Source organism: Halorientalis marina, assembly GCF_023028345.1.
In the GTDB taxonomy this organism is placed as follows: domain Archaea; phylum Halobacteriota; class Halobacteria; order Halobacteriales; family Haloarculaceae; genus Halorientalis; species Halorientalis marina.
Window position 1 is genome coordinate 44,764 of record NZ_CP095487.1, and the last position, 13,157, is coordinate 57,920.

18 protein-coding genes and 1 pseudogene are annotated in these 13,157 nt (G+C 68.4%); 9 read left to right on the forward strand and 10 right to left on the reverse strand.

All coding sequences use genetic code 11. The features are described from left to right. Positions 1-121 precede the first annotated feature (121 nt). Complete coding sequence (locus MUG96_RS00240) at positions 122-1,315, reverse strand: MBL fold metallo-hydrolase (protein ID WP_246985447.1); 1,194 nt, start codon at positions 1,313-1,315, stop codon at positions 122-124. 260 nt (positions 1,316-1,575) lie between these two features. Between MUG96_RS00240 and MUG96_RS00245 the strand changes: the two genes are divergently transcribed. After that, positions 1,576-2,430 (forward strand): universal stress protein, encoded by an 855-nt coding sequence (locus MUG96_RS00245; protein ID WP_246985449.1) that lies wholly within the window; start codon positions 1,576-1,578, stop codon positions 2,428-2,430. Positions 2,431-2,571: 141 nt separating this feature from the next. Here the strand turns inward: MUG96_RS00245 and MUG96_RS00250 are convergent, their stop codons facing one another. The 4 genes and pseudogenes from MUG96_RS00250 to MUG96_RS00265 form a co-directional block, all read right to left on the reverse strand. Continuing rightward, the gene (locus tag MUG96_RS00250) at positions 2,572-3,609 is read right to left on the reverse strand and encodes a sulfite exporter TauE/SafE family protein (protein ID WP_373222000.1); all 1,038 of its coding nucleotides are present in this window, start codon (positions 3,607-3,609) and stop codon (positions 2,572-2,574) included. Positions 3,610-3,671: 62 nt separating this feature from the next. Then, positions 3,672-3,818, reverse strand: a pseudogene (locus tag MUG96_RS00255) (DUF7512 family protein); the annotation flags it as partial. 308 nt (positions 3,819-4,126) lie between these two features. Then, complete coding sequence (locus tag MUG96_RS00260; RefSeq protein WP_246985450.1) at positions 4,127-4,585, reverse strand: YeeE/YedE family protein; 459 nt, start codon at positions 4,583-4,585, stop codon at positions 4,127-4,129. Continuing rightward, a complete protein-coding gene (locus MUG96_RS00265; RefSeq protein WP_246985451.1) occupies positions 4,582-5,055 on the reverse strand; it encodes a YeeE/YedE family protein in 474 nt (157 codons plus the stop codon). The genes MUG96_RS00260 and MUG96_RS00265 overlap by 4 nt, the downstream gene beginning before the upstream one ends. A 246-nt stretch (positions 5,056-5,301) precedes the next feature. On the opposite strand from MUG96_RS00265, the gene MUG96_RS00270 reads away from it, so the two are divergent. From MUG96_RS00270 to MUG96_RS00280, 3 genes are all read left to right on the forward strand, one after another. Next, a complete protein-coding gene (locus tag MUG96_RS00270) occupies positions 5,302-5,559 on the forward strand; it encodes a sulfurtransferase TusA family protein (RefSeq protein WP_246985452.1) in 258 nt (85 codons plus the stop codon). Then, complete coding sequence (locus MUG96_RS00275) at positions 5,556-6,158, forward strand: DsrE/DsrF/DrsH-like family protein (RefSeq protein WP_246985453.1); 603 nt, start codon at positions 5,556-5,558, stop codon at positions 6,156-6,158. Before MUG96_RS00270 ends, MUG96_RS00275 begins: the two co-directional genes overlap by 4 nt. 64 nt (positions 6,159-6,222) lie before the next feature. Continuing rightward, positions 6,223-6,624: a helix-turn-helix domain-containing protein gene (locus MUG96_RS00280; protein WP_246985454.1), complete on the forward strand. Its 402-nt coding sequence runs from the start codon at positions 6,223-6,225 to the stop codon at positions 6,622-6,624. Positions 6,625-6,643: 19 nt separating this feature from the next. Here the strand turns inward: MUG96_RS00280 and MUG96_RS00285 are convergent, their stop codons facing one another. Genes MUG96_RS00285 through MUG96_RS00305 form a run of 5 tightly spaced genes read right to left on the reverse strand, consistent with a single transcriptional unit; the run spans position 6,644 to position 9,818 of the window. After that, on the reverse strand, positions 6,644-7,432 hold the full coding sequence (locus MUG96_RS00285; protein ID WP_246985455.1) for a sulfite exporter TauE/SafE family protein: 789 nt from the start codon (positions 7,430-7,432) through the stop codon (positions 6,644-6,646). Positions 7,433-7,435: 3 nt separating this feature from the next. After that, positions 7,436-8,155: an SCO family protein gene (locus MUG96_RS00290; protein WP_246985457.1), complete on the reverse strand. Its 720-nt coding sequence runs from the start codon at positions 8,153-8,155 to the stop codon at positions 7,436-7,438. 57 nt (positions 8,156-8,212) lie between these two features. Beyond that, positions 8,213-8,860: a nitrous oxide reductase accessory protein NosL gene (locus MUG96_RS00295; RefSeq protein ID WP_246985459.1), complete on the reverse strand. Its 648-nt coding sequence runs from the start codon at positions 8,858-8,860 to the stop codon at positions 8,213-8,215. A 60-nt stretch (positions 8,861-8,920) separates the two neighbouring features. Then, positions 8,921-9,439: a winged helix-turn-helix transcriptional regulator gene (locus tag MUG96_RS00300; protein ID WP_246985461.1), complete on the reverse strand. Its 519-nt coding sequence runs from the start codon at positions 9,437-9,439 to the stop codon at positions 8,921-8,923. Beyond that, positions 9,432-9,818 (reverse strand): DUF7471 family protein, encoded by a 387-nt coding sequence (locus MUG96_RS00305; protein ID WP_246985463.1) that lies wholly within the window; start codon positions 9,816-9,818, stop codon positions 9,432-9,434. The genes MUG96_RS00300 and MUG96_RS00305 overlap by 8 nt, the downstream gene beginning before the upstream one ends. Before the next feature lie 99 nt (positions 9,819-9,917). Between MUG96_RS00305 and MUG96_RS00310 the strand changes: the two genes are divergently transcribed. From MUG96_RS00310 to MUG96_RS00330, 5 genes are all read left to right on the forward strand, one after another. Further along, the gene (locus tag MUG96_RS00310; protein ID WP_246985465.1) at positions 9,918-10,385 is read left to right on the forward strand and encodes a COX15/CtaA family protein; all 468 of its coding nucleotides are present in this window, start codon (positions 9,918-9,920) and stop codon (positions 10,383-10,385) included. 101 nt (positions 10,386-10,486) lie between these two features. After that, positions 10,487-10,885: a DsrE/DsrF/DrsH-like family protein gene (locus MUG96_RS00315; RefSeq protein WP_246985467.1), complete on the forward strand. Its 399-nt coding sequence runs from the start codon at positions 10,487-10,489 to the stop codon at positions 10,883-10,885. A gap of 47 nt (positions 10,886-10,932) precedes the next feature. Next, positions 10,933-11,175, forward strand: a complete 243-nt coding sequence (locus MUG96_RS00320; protein WP_246985469.1) for a sulfurtransferase TusA family protein — start codon at positions 10,933-10,935, stop codon at positions 11,173-11,175. Positions 11,176-11,221: 46 nt separating this feature from the next. Then, positions 11,222-12,364, forward strand: coding sequence for an NAD(P)/FAD-dependent oxidoreductase (locus MUG96_RS00325; protein ID WP_246985471.1), 1,143 nt, complete (start codon positions 11,222-11,224; stop codon positions 12,362-12,364). An 11-nt stretch (positions 12,365-12,375) separates the two neighbouring features. Further along, the gene (locus MUG96_RS00330) at positions 12,376-13,095 is read left to right on the forward strand and encodes a helical membrane plugin domain-containing protein (protein WP_246985473.1); all 720 of its coding nucleotides are present in this window, start codon (positions 12,376-12,378) and stop codon (positions 13,093-13,095) included. The last annotated feature ends 62 nt before the right edge of the window (positions 13,096-13,157 follow it).

Here is a 13,157-nt window from a genome sequence, read left to right on the forward strand (position 1 = left end):
TCGGCCGCCTCGCGGTCGGCGTCACCCATCGGTATCGGCCCGTGTGCCGTCCCGGTGTATAGAGCGTGTGTGAGTAGTGTTCAAGAGTATGGATACCGGATTCAGCAGCGTAATTGCCGCGTCAGTCGCCGGTGAGGGCGTCCTGGCTGGCCGCACAGTTGTTCGGCCCGAGTTCGAGCTCGAACGCCTCCTCGTCATCGGCCTCCTGCTGGCCGAGGTTCGTCGCGATGATGTCCTCGTAGTTCGCGGGCCGTGGCGGCATATCCGAGAGGATCAGGTCGACGAACTCGTCTTCGGCCATCGTGAGCGCCGCCATCTCGTCGACCAGCTGTCCGATAGGAGCGGTGTAGGTGCCGTCCGCGGCGGGCTCTGCGGCATCGCTGAAGTGCGCCCCGCCGACGAGCACGTCGTCGTCGAGGGTGAGGACGCGCTCCTGCAGGGTCTCGTGGAGCTGGCGGGCGGCGTCGGGCGCGCCCTCGTCACCCTCTTCGAGGTCGGGGCGGGCGACGCTCTCGACGAACAGGCCGTCGCCCGTCGCGAGCAGGCTGCCGCCGAGGAGGTATGAGGTCATGCCGCTGGTGTGGCCGGGGGTGTAAACCGTCTCGACCGTCGCGTCGCCGACGGCGAACTCGTCGCCGTCCGTTGCGGTCGCCAGTTCGTCGATGTAGGTGACGCCGCGCTGGCGGGCGGCCTCCGGCACGACGCCGGTCACGCCGCGCTCGTCCAGATCGCGCACGCCACTGATGTGGTCGGCGTGGATGTGCGTATCGAAGGCGTAGGTCAGGTCAGCGCCGAGTTCGTCGGCGTCGTCGAGGTAGCGGTCGGTGAACGCCCGGAGCGGGTCGACGACCGCCGCCTCGCCGTCCGAGACGAGCAGGTAGCCCAGACAGCCACTCGATGGGCGCTGGTACTGGTAGAGGTCGCCGGGCCCGTCGTACCGGGTAACGGGCACGCGCTCGTAGATGCGGGCCCACCCGTTCATTCCGTCGTCGAGGTGGACCACGTCGCGACCCCGCTCTGCGAGGACACCCGCGACGTACTCGCTCGCGCCACCCTTGGCACAGAGGACGACCAGCGGCTCGCCCTCGGGGACCTGTTCGAGCACGTCGTCGTCGACCTCGTCGTCGAGGAAGTGGAAGTACGGGACGTTCGCGATCTCGACTGTCGGCCCGTCGACGTGCCACTCCGTGAACTCACTCTCCATCCGCGTATCCAGGACCGTCACCGACTCGTCGGCGTCGATCCGGCGCTTGAGTTCGGCTGGTTCGATCTCGTCGACCTCCACGTCCGGCGTGGGAAAGTCCTCGGGTTCCATGTTACACCCCAGGTTTGGAGACTCGACACCTTATATCTTGTGTGTAGTGTACAATATCATAATCCATTTCGAACGGGTGGCAGACAGGACCGGCGGACACTCGGGCGACGAGACCGGCAATCGATGCGCAACAAATGTCTCATATGCGCTTTTCGGCGACGGTTACCGTCCCCGCGGGTATCGGACCGTCGACGGTTCGGGCGGATTTGTTTTGCGTACTACACACAATACTAATAGGCGGACAGGTTGTAGTGTCAGGTATGCGCGCAGTGTACGCGACGGACCTGTCCGAGGCTATCGAGACGGCGATCGGGTCGCGGACGTGCCTGGAGTGTCTCGGTCGGTACGGGATCGACGAGATCGACCTGATCACCGTCACGAGCCCGAACGTGACGGCCGGGATGCCCGGCAGCGACGTGGGCGAACGGACGCGGCGGGCCCTGGACCGCCAGCAGCGGTTGCTGGAGGAGGAGGGGTTCGCCGTCCGGACGCACGTCGTTCGTGGGACGCCACACCGACGGATCAACGGGCTTGCAGACCGCGTCGACGCCGCGCTCACCATCGTCGGTTCGCGCGGGCAGAGTCCGCTCGAACGGCGGTTGATCGGGAGTACGGCCCGGAACATCAGCCGGACGACGGTGCGACCGCTCCTGCTCCAGCGGATCGTCGAGTCCGAAGCGGACGCGGCCCACGAGGTCGCGAACGAACACCTGTTCCAGCGTGTCCTGTACGCGACGGACTTCTCCGAGAACGCCGAGCGCGCGTTCGAGCAGTTCCGGCACATGCAGACCGCCACGCAGGAGGCGACCCTGCTCCACGTCGCGCCCCCGTCACGGCGGTCGAGCGAGGGCAGCGAGACCGTCAGCGACGCCGAGGCGCGGCTGAGCGAACTCGCCGACGAACTCGAGTCGATGGACATCGAGACGCGGACCGCCGTCCGGGAGGGTGAGGCGGTCGAAGAGATCCTCGCGGCCGAGACGGCGTTCCAGCCGACGACGATCCTCATGGGGTCACGCGGGCGCAGTCGGATGCGCCGGCTCCTGCTCGGGAGCACGTCCGAGGACGTGGTCGCCCGGGCGAACTGCAACGTCCTGCTCGTTCCGCCGCCACGCTGAGGCCGCGGGGCCAGGACCGTTTTCGACGACGGCACCCGGACGCGGAAGCGACGGCGTCGGGGCCGCGGGCAGGTGGAAACGGAGTGCTCGCACGGCCAGCAGACGGTCGGAAAACGAAAAGGCGGCTGGCGACCGGCGCGATCAGGCGTCGACAGCGACGGACTGGTCGGTCGCCGCCGCGCGGAGTTCCCGGACGGCACTGTAGGACACCGCACCGCTGACCAGCAGGGCCGCGCCGAGGATGATGACGAGGCTCACGGTGTCGAGCACCGGCATCTCGAGGACGCCACCGATCTGACGCACGGCGACGGCGATGGCGCCGAGCAGGAGCATCACGCCGAAGTACACTTTGATGTCGTCCTCCTCGACGAGGCTCGTCGCGGCCGCGCCGAGGCGCGCGCCGAGCGCGCTCCCGGCCAGGAGCGGGACGACGATGCTCAGGTCGACCGCGCCCGACTGCGCGTAGAGGAAGGAACCGATCCCGCCCGAGAAGACGATCTCGAACAGGTCGGTCCCCACCGCGACGGGCACGGGGACGCCGATGAGGTAGAACAGCGCGGGCATCCGGATGAACCCGCCGCCGACGCCCAGGAAGCCGGAGAGCAGGCCCGTGGCGAACGCCACCAGCAGGATCATCCACAGCGACACCGAGAACCCGCCGCGGAGCGACATCATCGGCGGCACGCGGTAGGACTGTATCTTCTTGGCGATGTCGGGGATGTCCGCATCGTCGAGGTCCTCGTCCGCGTCGTGGTCGAGGCCGCCGTCGTCGCCGCCGTCTTTCAGCGCCTCGCGCGTCACGAACACGCCGATCCCGCCCAGCAGGCCGACGTACGCGACGCTGACGACGGTATCGGCCAGCCCGATGTGCTGGAGGTACTCCAGCCCGATCTTGCCGACCTCGATGCCGGCGGTCGTGCCGGCGATCATCAACACGCCGAGCTTGTAGTCGACCTGCCCGAGGTCGCGGTGTTTCAGCGTCGCGATGACGGAGGTCCCGAAGACGAACGCCAGCCCGGAACCGACCGCGACGTTCGCCTCGTAGCCCATGACCAGCAGCGCCGGCGTCACCAGGAAGGAGCCGCCCATCCCGAAGAAGCCAAAGAGGATGCCGATGAGCAGCCCGAAGCCGGCGAACGTCGCGAGCAGCATCGCACTCACGCCGAAGAGCTCCATCATTGCTTGGTCCCTCCGTTCTCGGCGGCCGGACAGCGACCGAAGAGCGCGTCGAGGACGGCACACTGGCCCTCGAGGACGCGTTTCACCGATGGCCCGAGCAGGGTCTCCAGCCCGCCGTAGCCCACGTACAGGACGAACGCCTCGGCGAGGACGATCCCGACGAGGACCGCCGCCTGCGCGTTCCCGCTGAGGGTTTCAATTCCGAACATCGGTACTCACCTGCGTCGACAGTCTTGTGGTCCGCGTGTAATTCTGCACGGATGGACGTAGCCGGAGGGGATAAATAACGGTTTTGGGTCCACTGTACAATACTATATCGCCGTAACGGACCCATAGGGATGCATAAGTTATCGGTGGCTACAGCGGTCGGTGGCCGTCCGTGAACGGCGCTGGCGCGCGGGTCGGTGCGGGACGTGGCGGTCGGGACGCGCGGCTGCTGGCACGCGTGGCTGCCGGTCGATCAACAGGAAGGAAACAGGTGAGCCGCGGGCGTCAGTCCGCGGTCGTCGGTCGGGCGTCAGTCCGCGGTCGTCGGGCCGGCGTCGCTGTCGGTCGTCCGGGACCGGACCAGCCCCTGGAGATACGCGCCGGCGAACATACCGCCGATGGCCCAGAGGATGGTGAAGTTCCCGATGCCGACGCTAGCGTAGGCGGCGCCGGGGCAGATGCCGGAGAGCCCCCAGCCGACGCCGAAGATCACGCCGCCGGCCAGGACGTTCCGGTCGAAGGACTTCATGCGGCGGACGTAGTCGGCCCCGGTCAGCGGCGCGTGGTCGAGCACGTTCGTCGCGAAGGCGAAGGTAATCGCCGTGACCACCGAGGCCCCGCCCATCACGAACAGGAGGCCGAAGTCCTCGAACTGCAGGAAGTTCAGGACGACCTCGGGGCGGGCCATGTGGCTGTAGGCCAGCCCGAATCCGAACACGAGCCCACCGACGAGGACCGCGAGGTAGAACGCGGGACTGCGGTCGCTCACGGCAACACCCCCAGGGCCTGCACCAGCTGAGCGGTACCGATGGCGACGGCCATGAACGTCGCCACGTTCACGATGGAGGTCCCCGAGAGCGAGCCGACGCCACAGACGCCGTGTCCGGACGTACAGCCCTTTCCGAGCCGGGTCCCGATCCCGACGAGGACGCCGCCGCCGAGCAGTCGCCACCACTGGACGTCCGTCGTCCAGGCTCCGCCCTGCCAGAAGACGGCGTAGACCGCGGCCCCGAGGACGATACCGACCGTGAACACGACCCGCCAGTCGCGGGTCGCGACGTAGGGACCGCGGTTGAACCGCGGGACCTTCGAGACGTAGGACAGCGTGGATTCGAGGAACGTGCTCGCGCCCGCGATGATACCAGTGGCGAGGTAGATGATCGCCACGCCACCGCCGACGAACGCACCGCCGATGGCGTAGCGCGCGATGCCGTTCGGGAACAGCTCCATACCGATCATCGACGCACCACCCCGTGACGGCCGCGTGCCGGTTCGAGCCGAGTTCGAGTCATGTGTCACTCGCCCCTACCGGCTGCTCGGGCAAAAGGATTTGCATACTATTTTGTCTACTATACAATACTGTTTCGGGATACCGACCCAATGGCGCACCAGAAGTGGTTTCGAGGGGCGTATACCTTTTGAGTGATGGGCATTACCGACACAATTATCAACCCGTGGCGTAGTATTGTGCGTTGAAGACAACACATGAGTATCGAAACGGACGTTACGGAGACGCTCGACGTGAAAGGTGCCTCGTGCCCGATGCCGGTCGTGAAGACGAAGCAGGCGGTCGACGACCTCGCGCCGGGCGACGTGCTCGAAGTGCTCGCGACGGACTCGGGCAGCACGAGCGACATCGACGGCTGGGCGAACGGAACCGACGGCGTGGAACTCCTCGAGCAGACGGAACGCGACGGGGGCGGTGAGACCGTCTACGTGCACTACGTGCAGGTGACAGAATGAGCACGGACGCGGACGAGACCCCGGAGGGCGACGGGCCGACGGCGGCGGACGCAGCCGAAGTCGACGTCGCGGAACTGCGCGCCCGCGTCGACGAACTGGAGGAGCAGCTGGCGGCCGTCGAGGCCGACGCCGACGACGACACGAACTCGATGGTCATCATCGCGACGAAGGGCACGCTCGACATGGCGTACCCGCCGCTGATCCTCGCCTCGACGGCCGCCGCGTTCGGCTGGGACGTGACCCTGTTTCACACGTTCTGGGGGCTCGACGTCCTCCACGAGGAGAAGTCGACGGAGCTCCAGATGAGTTCCGTTGGCAACCCGAATATGCCGGTACCCAACGCGGTGGCCTCCCTGCCGGGGATGGACCGCGTGACCACGAAGATGATGGAGAAGAAGATCGCCGACAACGAGACGGCGACCATCGAGGAACTCATCGAGACCAGTTTCGACATGGGCGTCGAGATGCAGGCCTGTCAGATGACGATCGAGCTGATGGGCTACGACGAGGACGACTTCTACGACGACGTCACCGTCGGTGTCGGCGCCGCGACAGCGCTCGAACGCATGGCCGACGCCGACATCCAGCTGCTGGTCTGACCGGCCAGGAGTGTTGTGCAGTTCTTACATAACCCTTTTGTTATCACCGTGCTTAGTTGAGGGTATGCCGGACTCGATGGCCGAGATGCTGCGGCAGGATATGCAGTGTGAGGGACTGCTGGAGTGTCTCCACGGGCTGAAAGACCTCGACCGGGAGTGTTATCAGGCCCTCGCGAACGCGGAGGAACCACTGACGGTCGACGAGATCGGAGAGCGCGTCGACCGCGAGCGCTCGACTGCGTACCGGTCGATCCAGCGCCTGCTCCAGACGGGGCTCGTGAGCAAAGAACAGGTCAACTACGACCAGGGCGGGTACTACCACGTCTACTACCCGACCGACCCCGAGGAGGTCGCCGACGATATGCAGCGCCTGCTCAACGACTGGTACGCACAGATCGGGAACCTCATCGGCGAGTTCCGCGAGAAGTACGGTGAGGAGGCCACACCCGTCCCCGCCGAGCAGTGAGCCGCGTCGCGTCCCCTTCTCAAGGCAGACAGTACTGCGCCGCGCCCACGAGCGCCTCCAGCGGCTGGTAGAGCAGGTCGTGGACCGGGGGCATCGGCACCGGCACGCCGAGCAGGACCAGCCCGTGTGAGAGCGGCAGGTACCCGAGGAACACGAACGTCACGCCGAGCCCCCGGTGGACCCGACGGAGCCACCGCGCCGGGAGCGCGCCCAGCGCCGTCCCGTACCCGAACAGCGACGGGACCGTGGCGAGCCCGAGCACGCCAAGCGCGACCGCGCCCTCAAGCGGGTCGCCCCGCGACAGCGCGTAGAGGTACGCGGGGTAGAGCAGCGGACAGGGAAGCAGGGCGTGGGCCGACCCGAGCAGGGCGATTCCCGGCCCCCGGACGAGGCGGTCGACGTGTCGTGTCAGCAGGCGCGCGGCGCGGCCGCCCCCTTCGAGTCTCGCCAGCGGACCGCCAGCCCCGCCACGGAGGTAACTGGCTCCCGCGGCGACGATGAGCGCGCCGGCGACGATGCCGACCACCGCCCGGACGCCGTTTGCGGCCTCGGCCACGGCGGCCGCGTCGAAGACGAGCGCACCGAGCAGGCCGAAGGCCGCGCCAGCGACGACGTAGCCGACGACGCGGCCGAGATTGAACAGCAACTGCTGGCGCACCTCGTAGAAGTCGACCGGGCCGTCGTCGGCGACGCGGTCGGTGTAGGTCGTCACCAGCGGACCGCACATGCCCAGACAGTGAGCGCCGCCGAACAGCCCGATCAGGGCGAAGACGACCAGGTCGAGTTGGGGCGCGAGGGCGTAGGCCACGGCTCAGGCTTCCCGCTCGCGGAGGGTGGTCAGGTCCTCGCGCACGTCCTGCCAGCGCACCTGCGGTTCACCGCTGCTCTGGAGCTTGTACGCCCGCTCAACGTACCCGTCGCGGTTCGCCAGCAGGACCAACCCGGTGTGGGCGAACATGTAGGCGTCCATGTCCTGTGGCGTCGTCTTCGTGAAGCTCACGCCGTAGGTGTCCTGCACCACGTCCTTGGCCCGCGCCGTGGTCTCGGGCCGCAGGAAGTACCAGTTGCCCGCGTCCATGGCGACGTGGTGGTCCTCGGCCCACTGGCGAAGGCGCTCGGCGTCGTCCCGCGAGGGGTCGAAGGTCGTCTCGACGAAGGCAACCTCGTCGGGAAAGCCCTCGTCGATGACGTGGTCCTGCACGCCCTCGAGAATGGCCGTCAGCCGCGGGCACATCGTCATGCAGTGGGTGTAGACGAAGGTCAACAGCGTGTCGCGGCCGGTGAAGTCGTCGGGCAGCGTGAGCGACTCGGCGTCCCGAAGCGGAGCCGGGAGCGTCGCGGCGGGGAGCCGGTCGCCGTGGGTCGGAAAGGGGAGTGCCGACGGATCGACCTCCCACTCCGCGGGCTGGAGGTACGTGTTGCCACCACCGTCGCCACCGCCCCCGCCACCGAGAACGTCGGTACAGCCAGCCAGTCCGACCGTCGCGCCGGTCCCGAGCGTTGCCAGCAACGTGCGCCGTGTCCGGTCCATGTGCGGGGCTTCGACTCGGCCGGTATGAACCCCGTAGTACGTTCCTCGAAGGTGGGGCTACTCCTCGATGAAGTTCGCGCGATACTGCATCGCCAGTTCGCGGTCGAACGCCTCCAGTCGGACGATGTCCTCGGTCGTCAGGTAGTCGACCGCGTCGACGTAGGCCTCGGCGTCGGCCCGGTCGGCGAACGGTGCGGGGTTGCGCCGCATCGGGTCCTCGACGCGCTCGCTGTCGGTCTCCAGCGCGTAGTAGGCCGTCGTCCCGTCGACGGTCTCCCGGGTCTCGAAGTCCGTGACCCACAGTCCGGCGAGGTCGGCGTCGGTCGCCGCGAACTCGCCGGGGAGCGCGTAGTACGTGACCGCACAGCCGCTCGTGTCGAAGAAGGCACGCTCGCCGTCCTCGTGGAGCGCCTGTGCGTTCCAGTCCGGGTAGTCGGCCGGCACCATGTTACAGACCGGGCACCGCGCGTCGGCGGGGACCGACACCGGCTCGATGGCCGCCGGTGTCCGGTCGCCCGTCGTGGTCGTCGGCTCCGGGGTCGCCGTGTCGGTGACCGTCCCGTCGGTGGTCGTCGGCGCGGTCGTCTCTCGCTCCGTCGTCGTGGTGCCGTCGCCGCCGCTACAGCCGGCCAGCCCGGACGCGAGGCCGGCGCCGGCCAGCGCGAGCAGTCGCCGTCGGTCGAGAGTCGTGGTCGGGTCCGTCATACCCGAACGTAGCCACGTCGACACGCATCAATCCCGTAGTACGTTCCTCGAAGCCGGGACCTAGGGAGGGCCTTCGAGGAGGCCGTCGACGAGCTGCATGAACCGGTCGACGAACCGGTCGGCGTAGCCCGGATCGACCGCCGAGAGGAGGTGTGCGGTCGCCTGCGGGCGGCGGATGTGGACGGTCACCCTGCCCGCGTCGTCGCGGCGCTTCTCGACGACGTCGCTGTCGGTCAAGCGGCCGAGGTGGTACTCGACGGTAGACCGCGCGACCCCGAGGTCGTCGGCGAGCGCGGCCGGCCGGCGACCGTCCTCGGCGAGCAGCCGGACGACGATAGAGCGGGCGGTCTCGCGGCGCAACAGCGCCAGCGCCTCCCGCTCCCACTGGTCGTAGCCGGTGGGGTAGTAGTGAGTCCGGCCGTAGAGGGCGGCGCGGTCGAGGCGTTCCTCGCGGACGAGCCGCGAGAGGTGGTGCTGGACCTGCCCCGTCGCCTGGTCGAGGGCGTCGACGATTGCGTTGAAGTGGCTCCCGGGGTTGTGCGTGACGTACCGCTCGATCTCGGTGCGGGACTCAGTCATGCCCCACCCCCTCGTCGGCACCGGCCGCCTCGCCCTGCCGGGCGACGGCCTGGACGGCCGCGAGCAGGAGCACCACGGTCGTCGCGTCGACCACGACCATGGCGTCGTGGGCGGCCCCCATCGGGATCGCGCCGGCGGCGGCGAGGCGGTCGAGCAGGACACCCCCGGCGAAGCCGGCGAGCGCGAGGACGACGAACAGGTACGCGAGCGACCGCCGACGGATCAGGACTGTCACCGCCGCGCCCAGCAGGAGGAGCGTCCCGAGGACGGCGACGGGCATCGCCACGACGGCCGGCACTGATCCGGCGACGCCGCTCCCGACGAACACGACGGCCGAAAGGAGCGCGACCGTCGCCTCCGTCCCGCAGGCAGTGACCATATCGGGAGTATCCGTGTCCGAATGGTAAAATACCGCGACCGTTCTCGGGTTCGAGGATCGTACTACTGGGTTTTTGTACGACCCCCGGTCAGCGCCGGTATGCGCGCCGCACGGTTCCGACGGCTCGCCGCCGTCACGGCCGGGAGCACGTTCCTGTTGATGTGCGTCGGTGCCTACACGAAAGCCATCGGTGCCGGCCTCGCCTGCCCCGACTGGCCGACCTGTTACGGCACCTGGATACCCTTCCTGCGGCCGGACGTGATGGCCGCGGCCCCCTACACGACGGGGCAGGTGTTCGCGGAGTGGTTCCATCGCCTGCTGGCGGCTGCCACCGGTTTCCTGCTCGTCGCCACCGGCGTCGCGGCCTGGCGGCGCCAGCCCCGCGGCCGTCCCGAACTGGCCGGCGTCCTCGCCGCGTTGCTGTTGCCAGTGCAGGTACTCCTGGGTGGCCTGACGGTCACACAGGACCTCCAGGCGCTGATCGTCACCGCCCACCTCGGCACCGCGGTCCTGATCCTCGCCAGCGTGGTCGTCGCCGCCGTCGGCCGCCGACTGACCCCCGGCTGACCGGCGCGGAGGGCCGGACGATCACGTCCGGCTACGATTCCAGAGTAATGGGAATTGTGCGCACTATTATATAGGTGGCCGGAGTACGTTTACCTAGAATCATGACTGGCTATGCAATCGTCCTGGCGTCACGGGAACTGTCGCGCGTCCAGGCCGTCAGCACCATCGCGTCGGTGGCGGCGGCGTCGGACATCCCGGTCCGTATCTTCGCGACGATGGACGGACTCCTGCCGTTCGAGCGGGAGACCGTCGAGAGCGGTGACTTCGACGTCGGCCCCGTCGGTGCGCGGATGCTCGAGGCCGAGGACGTGGACATGCCCATGTTCCACGAGCAGTTCGCCCAGGCGAAGGGGATCGGCGACATCGAACTGTACGCCTGCGAGATGGCGATGGACCTGCTGGGTCACGACCTCGACGACTACGTCGACGTCTTCGACGACACGCTGGGCGTCTCCGGGTTCCTCAACCGCGCCCAGGACAAACAGGTCGTCTTCGTCTGAACCGCCCACCGACCACGACACGAACACAACCCATACACAATCCAACCATGAGCGAAACAGAATTCAACCCCGACGTTACGGTCGACTCCCGCGGCGCGACCTGCCCCGGTCCACTGATGGACCTCATCGGCAAGGTCAAGGAGGCAGACCCCGGTACCGTCATCGAACTCCAGACCTCGGACGACGGCTCGAAGAGCGACGTCCCGGAATGGCTCGACGAGGCTGGCCACGACCTGCTCGAGGTCGTCGACCACGGCGACTACTGGAGTATGTTCGTGGAAGTGAACTGACCGTGAACCGCACGCACCGTTTTCCGACCACCACCAATCGAGACCAATGACAGAACACATCGTCGTCGTCGGCGGCGGCACCGGCGGCACCGTGCTCGCGAACCGGCTCGCCGACAAACTCGGCCCTGAGATCGACCGCGGTGACGTCAGCGTCACGCTCGTCTCCGACGACCCGGACCACGTGTACAAACCCGTCTTCCTCTACGTCCCCTTCGGGAAGAAGACCGTCGAAGACGCGAACCGCCCCCTCCGGGACCTCGTCGACCGGCGGGTCGACATCGAGATCGACCGCGTCGAGGGGATCGACACCGACGGGAAGCGCCTCTCGCTCCGGGACGGCGGGTCGATGGCCTACGACCAGCTCGGGCTGGCGATGGGGTGTCAGCTCGCCCCCGAGGACCTGCCGGGACTGGCCGAGGGCGGCCACCACTTCTACGGCCCCGACGGCGCCGAGGCGCTCCGCGACGAGATGGCCGCCATGACCGAGGGCCACCTCGTGCTCTCGGTCATCGGCACGCCACACATGTGCCCGGCCGCTCCCGTCGAGTTCGTCCTCATGGCCGACGCCTGGTTCCGCGAGCGGGGCCTGCGCGAGGACGTCGACATCACCTACACCTACCCCATCCAGCGGCCACACGCCATCCAGAACGTCGCCGACTGGGCCGCCGACGCCTTCGACGAGCGGGACATCGACGTGGAGACGTTCTTCAACGCCGACGAGGTCGACCCCGAGAGCGGCGTCCTCCACTCGATGGAGGGCAAGGAACTCGACTACGACCTGCTCGTCGGCATCCCGCCACACGAGGGCAGCGACCTCGTGACCGAGGCGGGTCTCGGCGACGACGGGTGGGCCGACGTGGACAAACACACCCTCGAATCCGACCACGCCGAGGACGTGTTCGTGCTGGGCGACCTCGCGGACGTGCCGACGAGCAAGGCCGGCAGCGTCGCCCACTACGAGGCCGGCGTCGTCGCCGACCGGATGGCAAGCCGCGCCCGCGGCCAGGTCCCGACGGCCACCTACGACGGCAAGACCCTCTGCTTCATCGAGAGCGGGATGGACGAGGCCACGTTCGTCGACTTCGAGTACGGCACCCAGCCCACGGTGCGGGAGCCCTCCAAGCCCGTCCACTGGGCGAAACTCGGCTACAACGAGTCCTACTGGCTGACCGCCAGGGGGCTCCTCTGAGGTGATCACCCATGGCTGAATCAGAGCCCGAGGACCCGGTCGAGGAGGGCGAGGCCGACGGCGCCGACGAGGCCGCCGACACCGAAGCGCCGACCGCCGACGCCGAGCAGGCCGCGGCGGACGCCGGGAGCGACCTCCCGCCGGAGGTCCGGAGCGCCGTCGCCGAGCATCCCGAGGAGGTGGCACGCTTCCTCGACAACCTCGGCGAGGTGAACGACCTGCTGGACGGGACGGCCGTCGCCACGGCCGCGCTCGACGACGAGATGGTCCAGACACTGGCCGAGACCGGCACGAACCTCGGCGCGGTCGCCGACGGTCTCGCGACGCCCGAGGCCGCACAGCTCGGCGAGGCCGCCGGGGAGAACGCCGGCGACCTCGCCGACGCCATCGAGACGCTGGCTCGCCTCCAGCGGTCGGGGACGCTCGACGACGTGCTGGCGCTGGCGGACACCCTCTCGCTGGTCTCGGCAGCGATGGACGACGAGATGGTGATGAACCTGACCGCGACGGGTTCGCGGCTGGGCGAACTCGCCGACACCGCGGCCGACGACGACGTGGCCGACTCCCTGCAGGCGGTCCTCCGCGCCGTCGGCGAGGCGGGCGACCAGCCCCCGGAGTCCCCGGGCCTGCTCGGCCTCGCGAAGGGGCTCCGCGACGAGGACACGCAGGCCGGCCTCGCCTACCTGCTCTCGCTGGCGAACGCACTCGGCGGGGAGCTGAGCGAAGGGTGAGCGGCCAGGGCCGCGTCTCGACGGCGCTGTACGTGGGCGGTGTCGATGGGCGGACGCCAGCG

Bases quoted from the DNA above. Each gene is read 5' to 3' on its own strand.
- MUG96_RS00240 (WP_246985447.1), bottom strand. From the start codon at position 1,315: ATGGAACCCGAGGACTTTCCCACGCCGGACGTGGAGGTCGACGAGATC.
- MUG96_RS00245 (WP_246985449.1), top strand. From the start codon at position 1,576: ATGCGCGCAGTGTACGCGACGGACCTGTCCGAGGCTATCGAGACGGCG.
- MUG96_RS00250 (WP_373222000.1), bottom strand. From the start codon at position 3,609: ATGATGGAGCTCTTCGGCGTGAGTGCGATGCTGCTCGCGACGTTCGCC.
- MUG96_RS00265 (WP_246985451.1), bottom strand. From the start codon at position 5,055: ATGATCGGTATGGAGCTGTTCCCGAACGGCATCGCGCGCTACGCCATC.
- MUG96_RS00270 (WP_246985452.1), top strand. From the start codon at position 5,302: ATGAGTATCGAAACGGACGTTACGGAGACGCTCGACGTGAAAGGTGCC.
- MUG96_RS00275 (WP_246985453.1), top strand. From the start codon at position 5,556: ATGAGCACGGACGCGGACGAGACCCCGGAGGGCGACGGGCCGACGGCG.
- MUG96_RS00280 (WP_246985454.1), top strand. From the start codon at position 6,223: ATGCCGGACTCGATGGCCGAGATGCTGCGGCAGGATATGCAGTGTGAG.
- MUG96_RS00290 (WP_246985457.1), bottom strand. From the start codon at position 8,155: ATGGACCGGACACGGCGCACGTTGCTGGCAACGCTCGGGACCGGCGCG.
- MUG96_RS00295 (WP_246985459.1), bottom strand. From the start codon at position 8,860: ATGACGGACCCGACCACGACTCTCGACCGACGGCGACTGCTCGCGCTG.
- MUG96_RS00300 (WP_246985461.1), bottom strand. From the start codon at position 9,439: ATGACTGAGTCCCGCACCGAGATCGAGCGGTACGTCACGCACAACCCC.
- MUG96_RS00305 (WP_246985463.1), bottom strand. From the start codon at position 9,818: ATGGTCACTGCCTGCGGGACGGAGGCGACGGTCGCGCTCCTTTCGGCC.
- MUG96_RS00310 (WP_246985465.1), top strand. From the start codon at position 9,918: ATGCGCGCCGCACGGTTCCGACGGCTCGCCGCCGTCACGGCCGGGAGC.
- MUG96_RS00315 (WP_246985467.1), top strand. From the start codon at position 10,487: ATGACTGGCTATGCAATCGTCCTGGCGTCACGGGAACTGTCGCGCGTC.
- MUG96_RS00320 (WP_246985469.1), top strand. From the start codon at position 10,933: ATGAGCGAAACAGAATTCAACCCCGACGTTACGGTCGACTCCCGCGGC.
- MUG96_RS00325 (WP_246985471.1), top strand. From the start codon at position 11,222: ATGACAGAACACATCGTCGTCGTCGGCGGCGGCACCGGCGGCACCGTG.
- MUG96_RS00330 (WP_246985473.1), top strand. From the start codon at position 12,376: ATGGCTGAATCAGAGCCCGAGGACCCGGTCGAGGAGGGCGAGGCCGAC.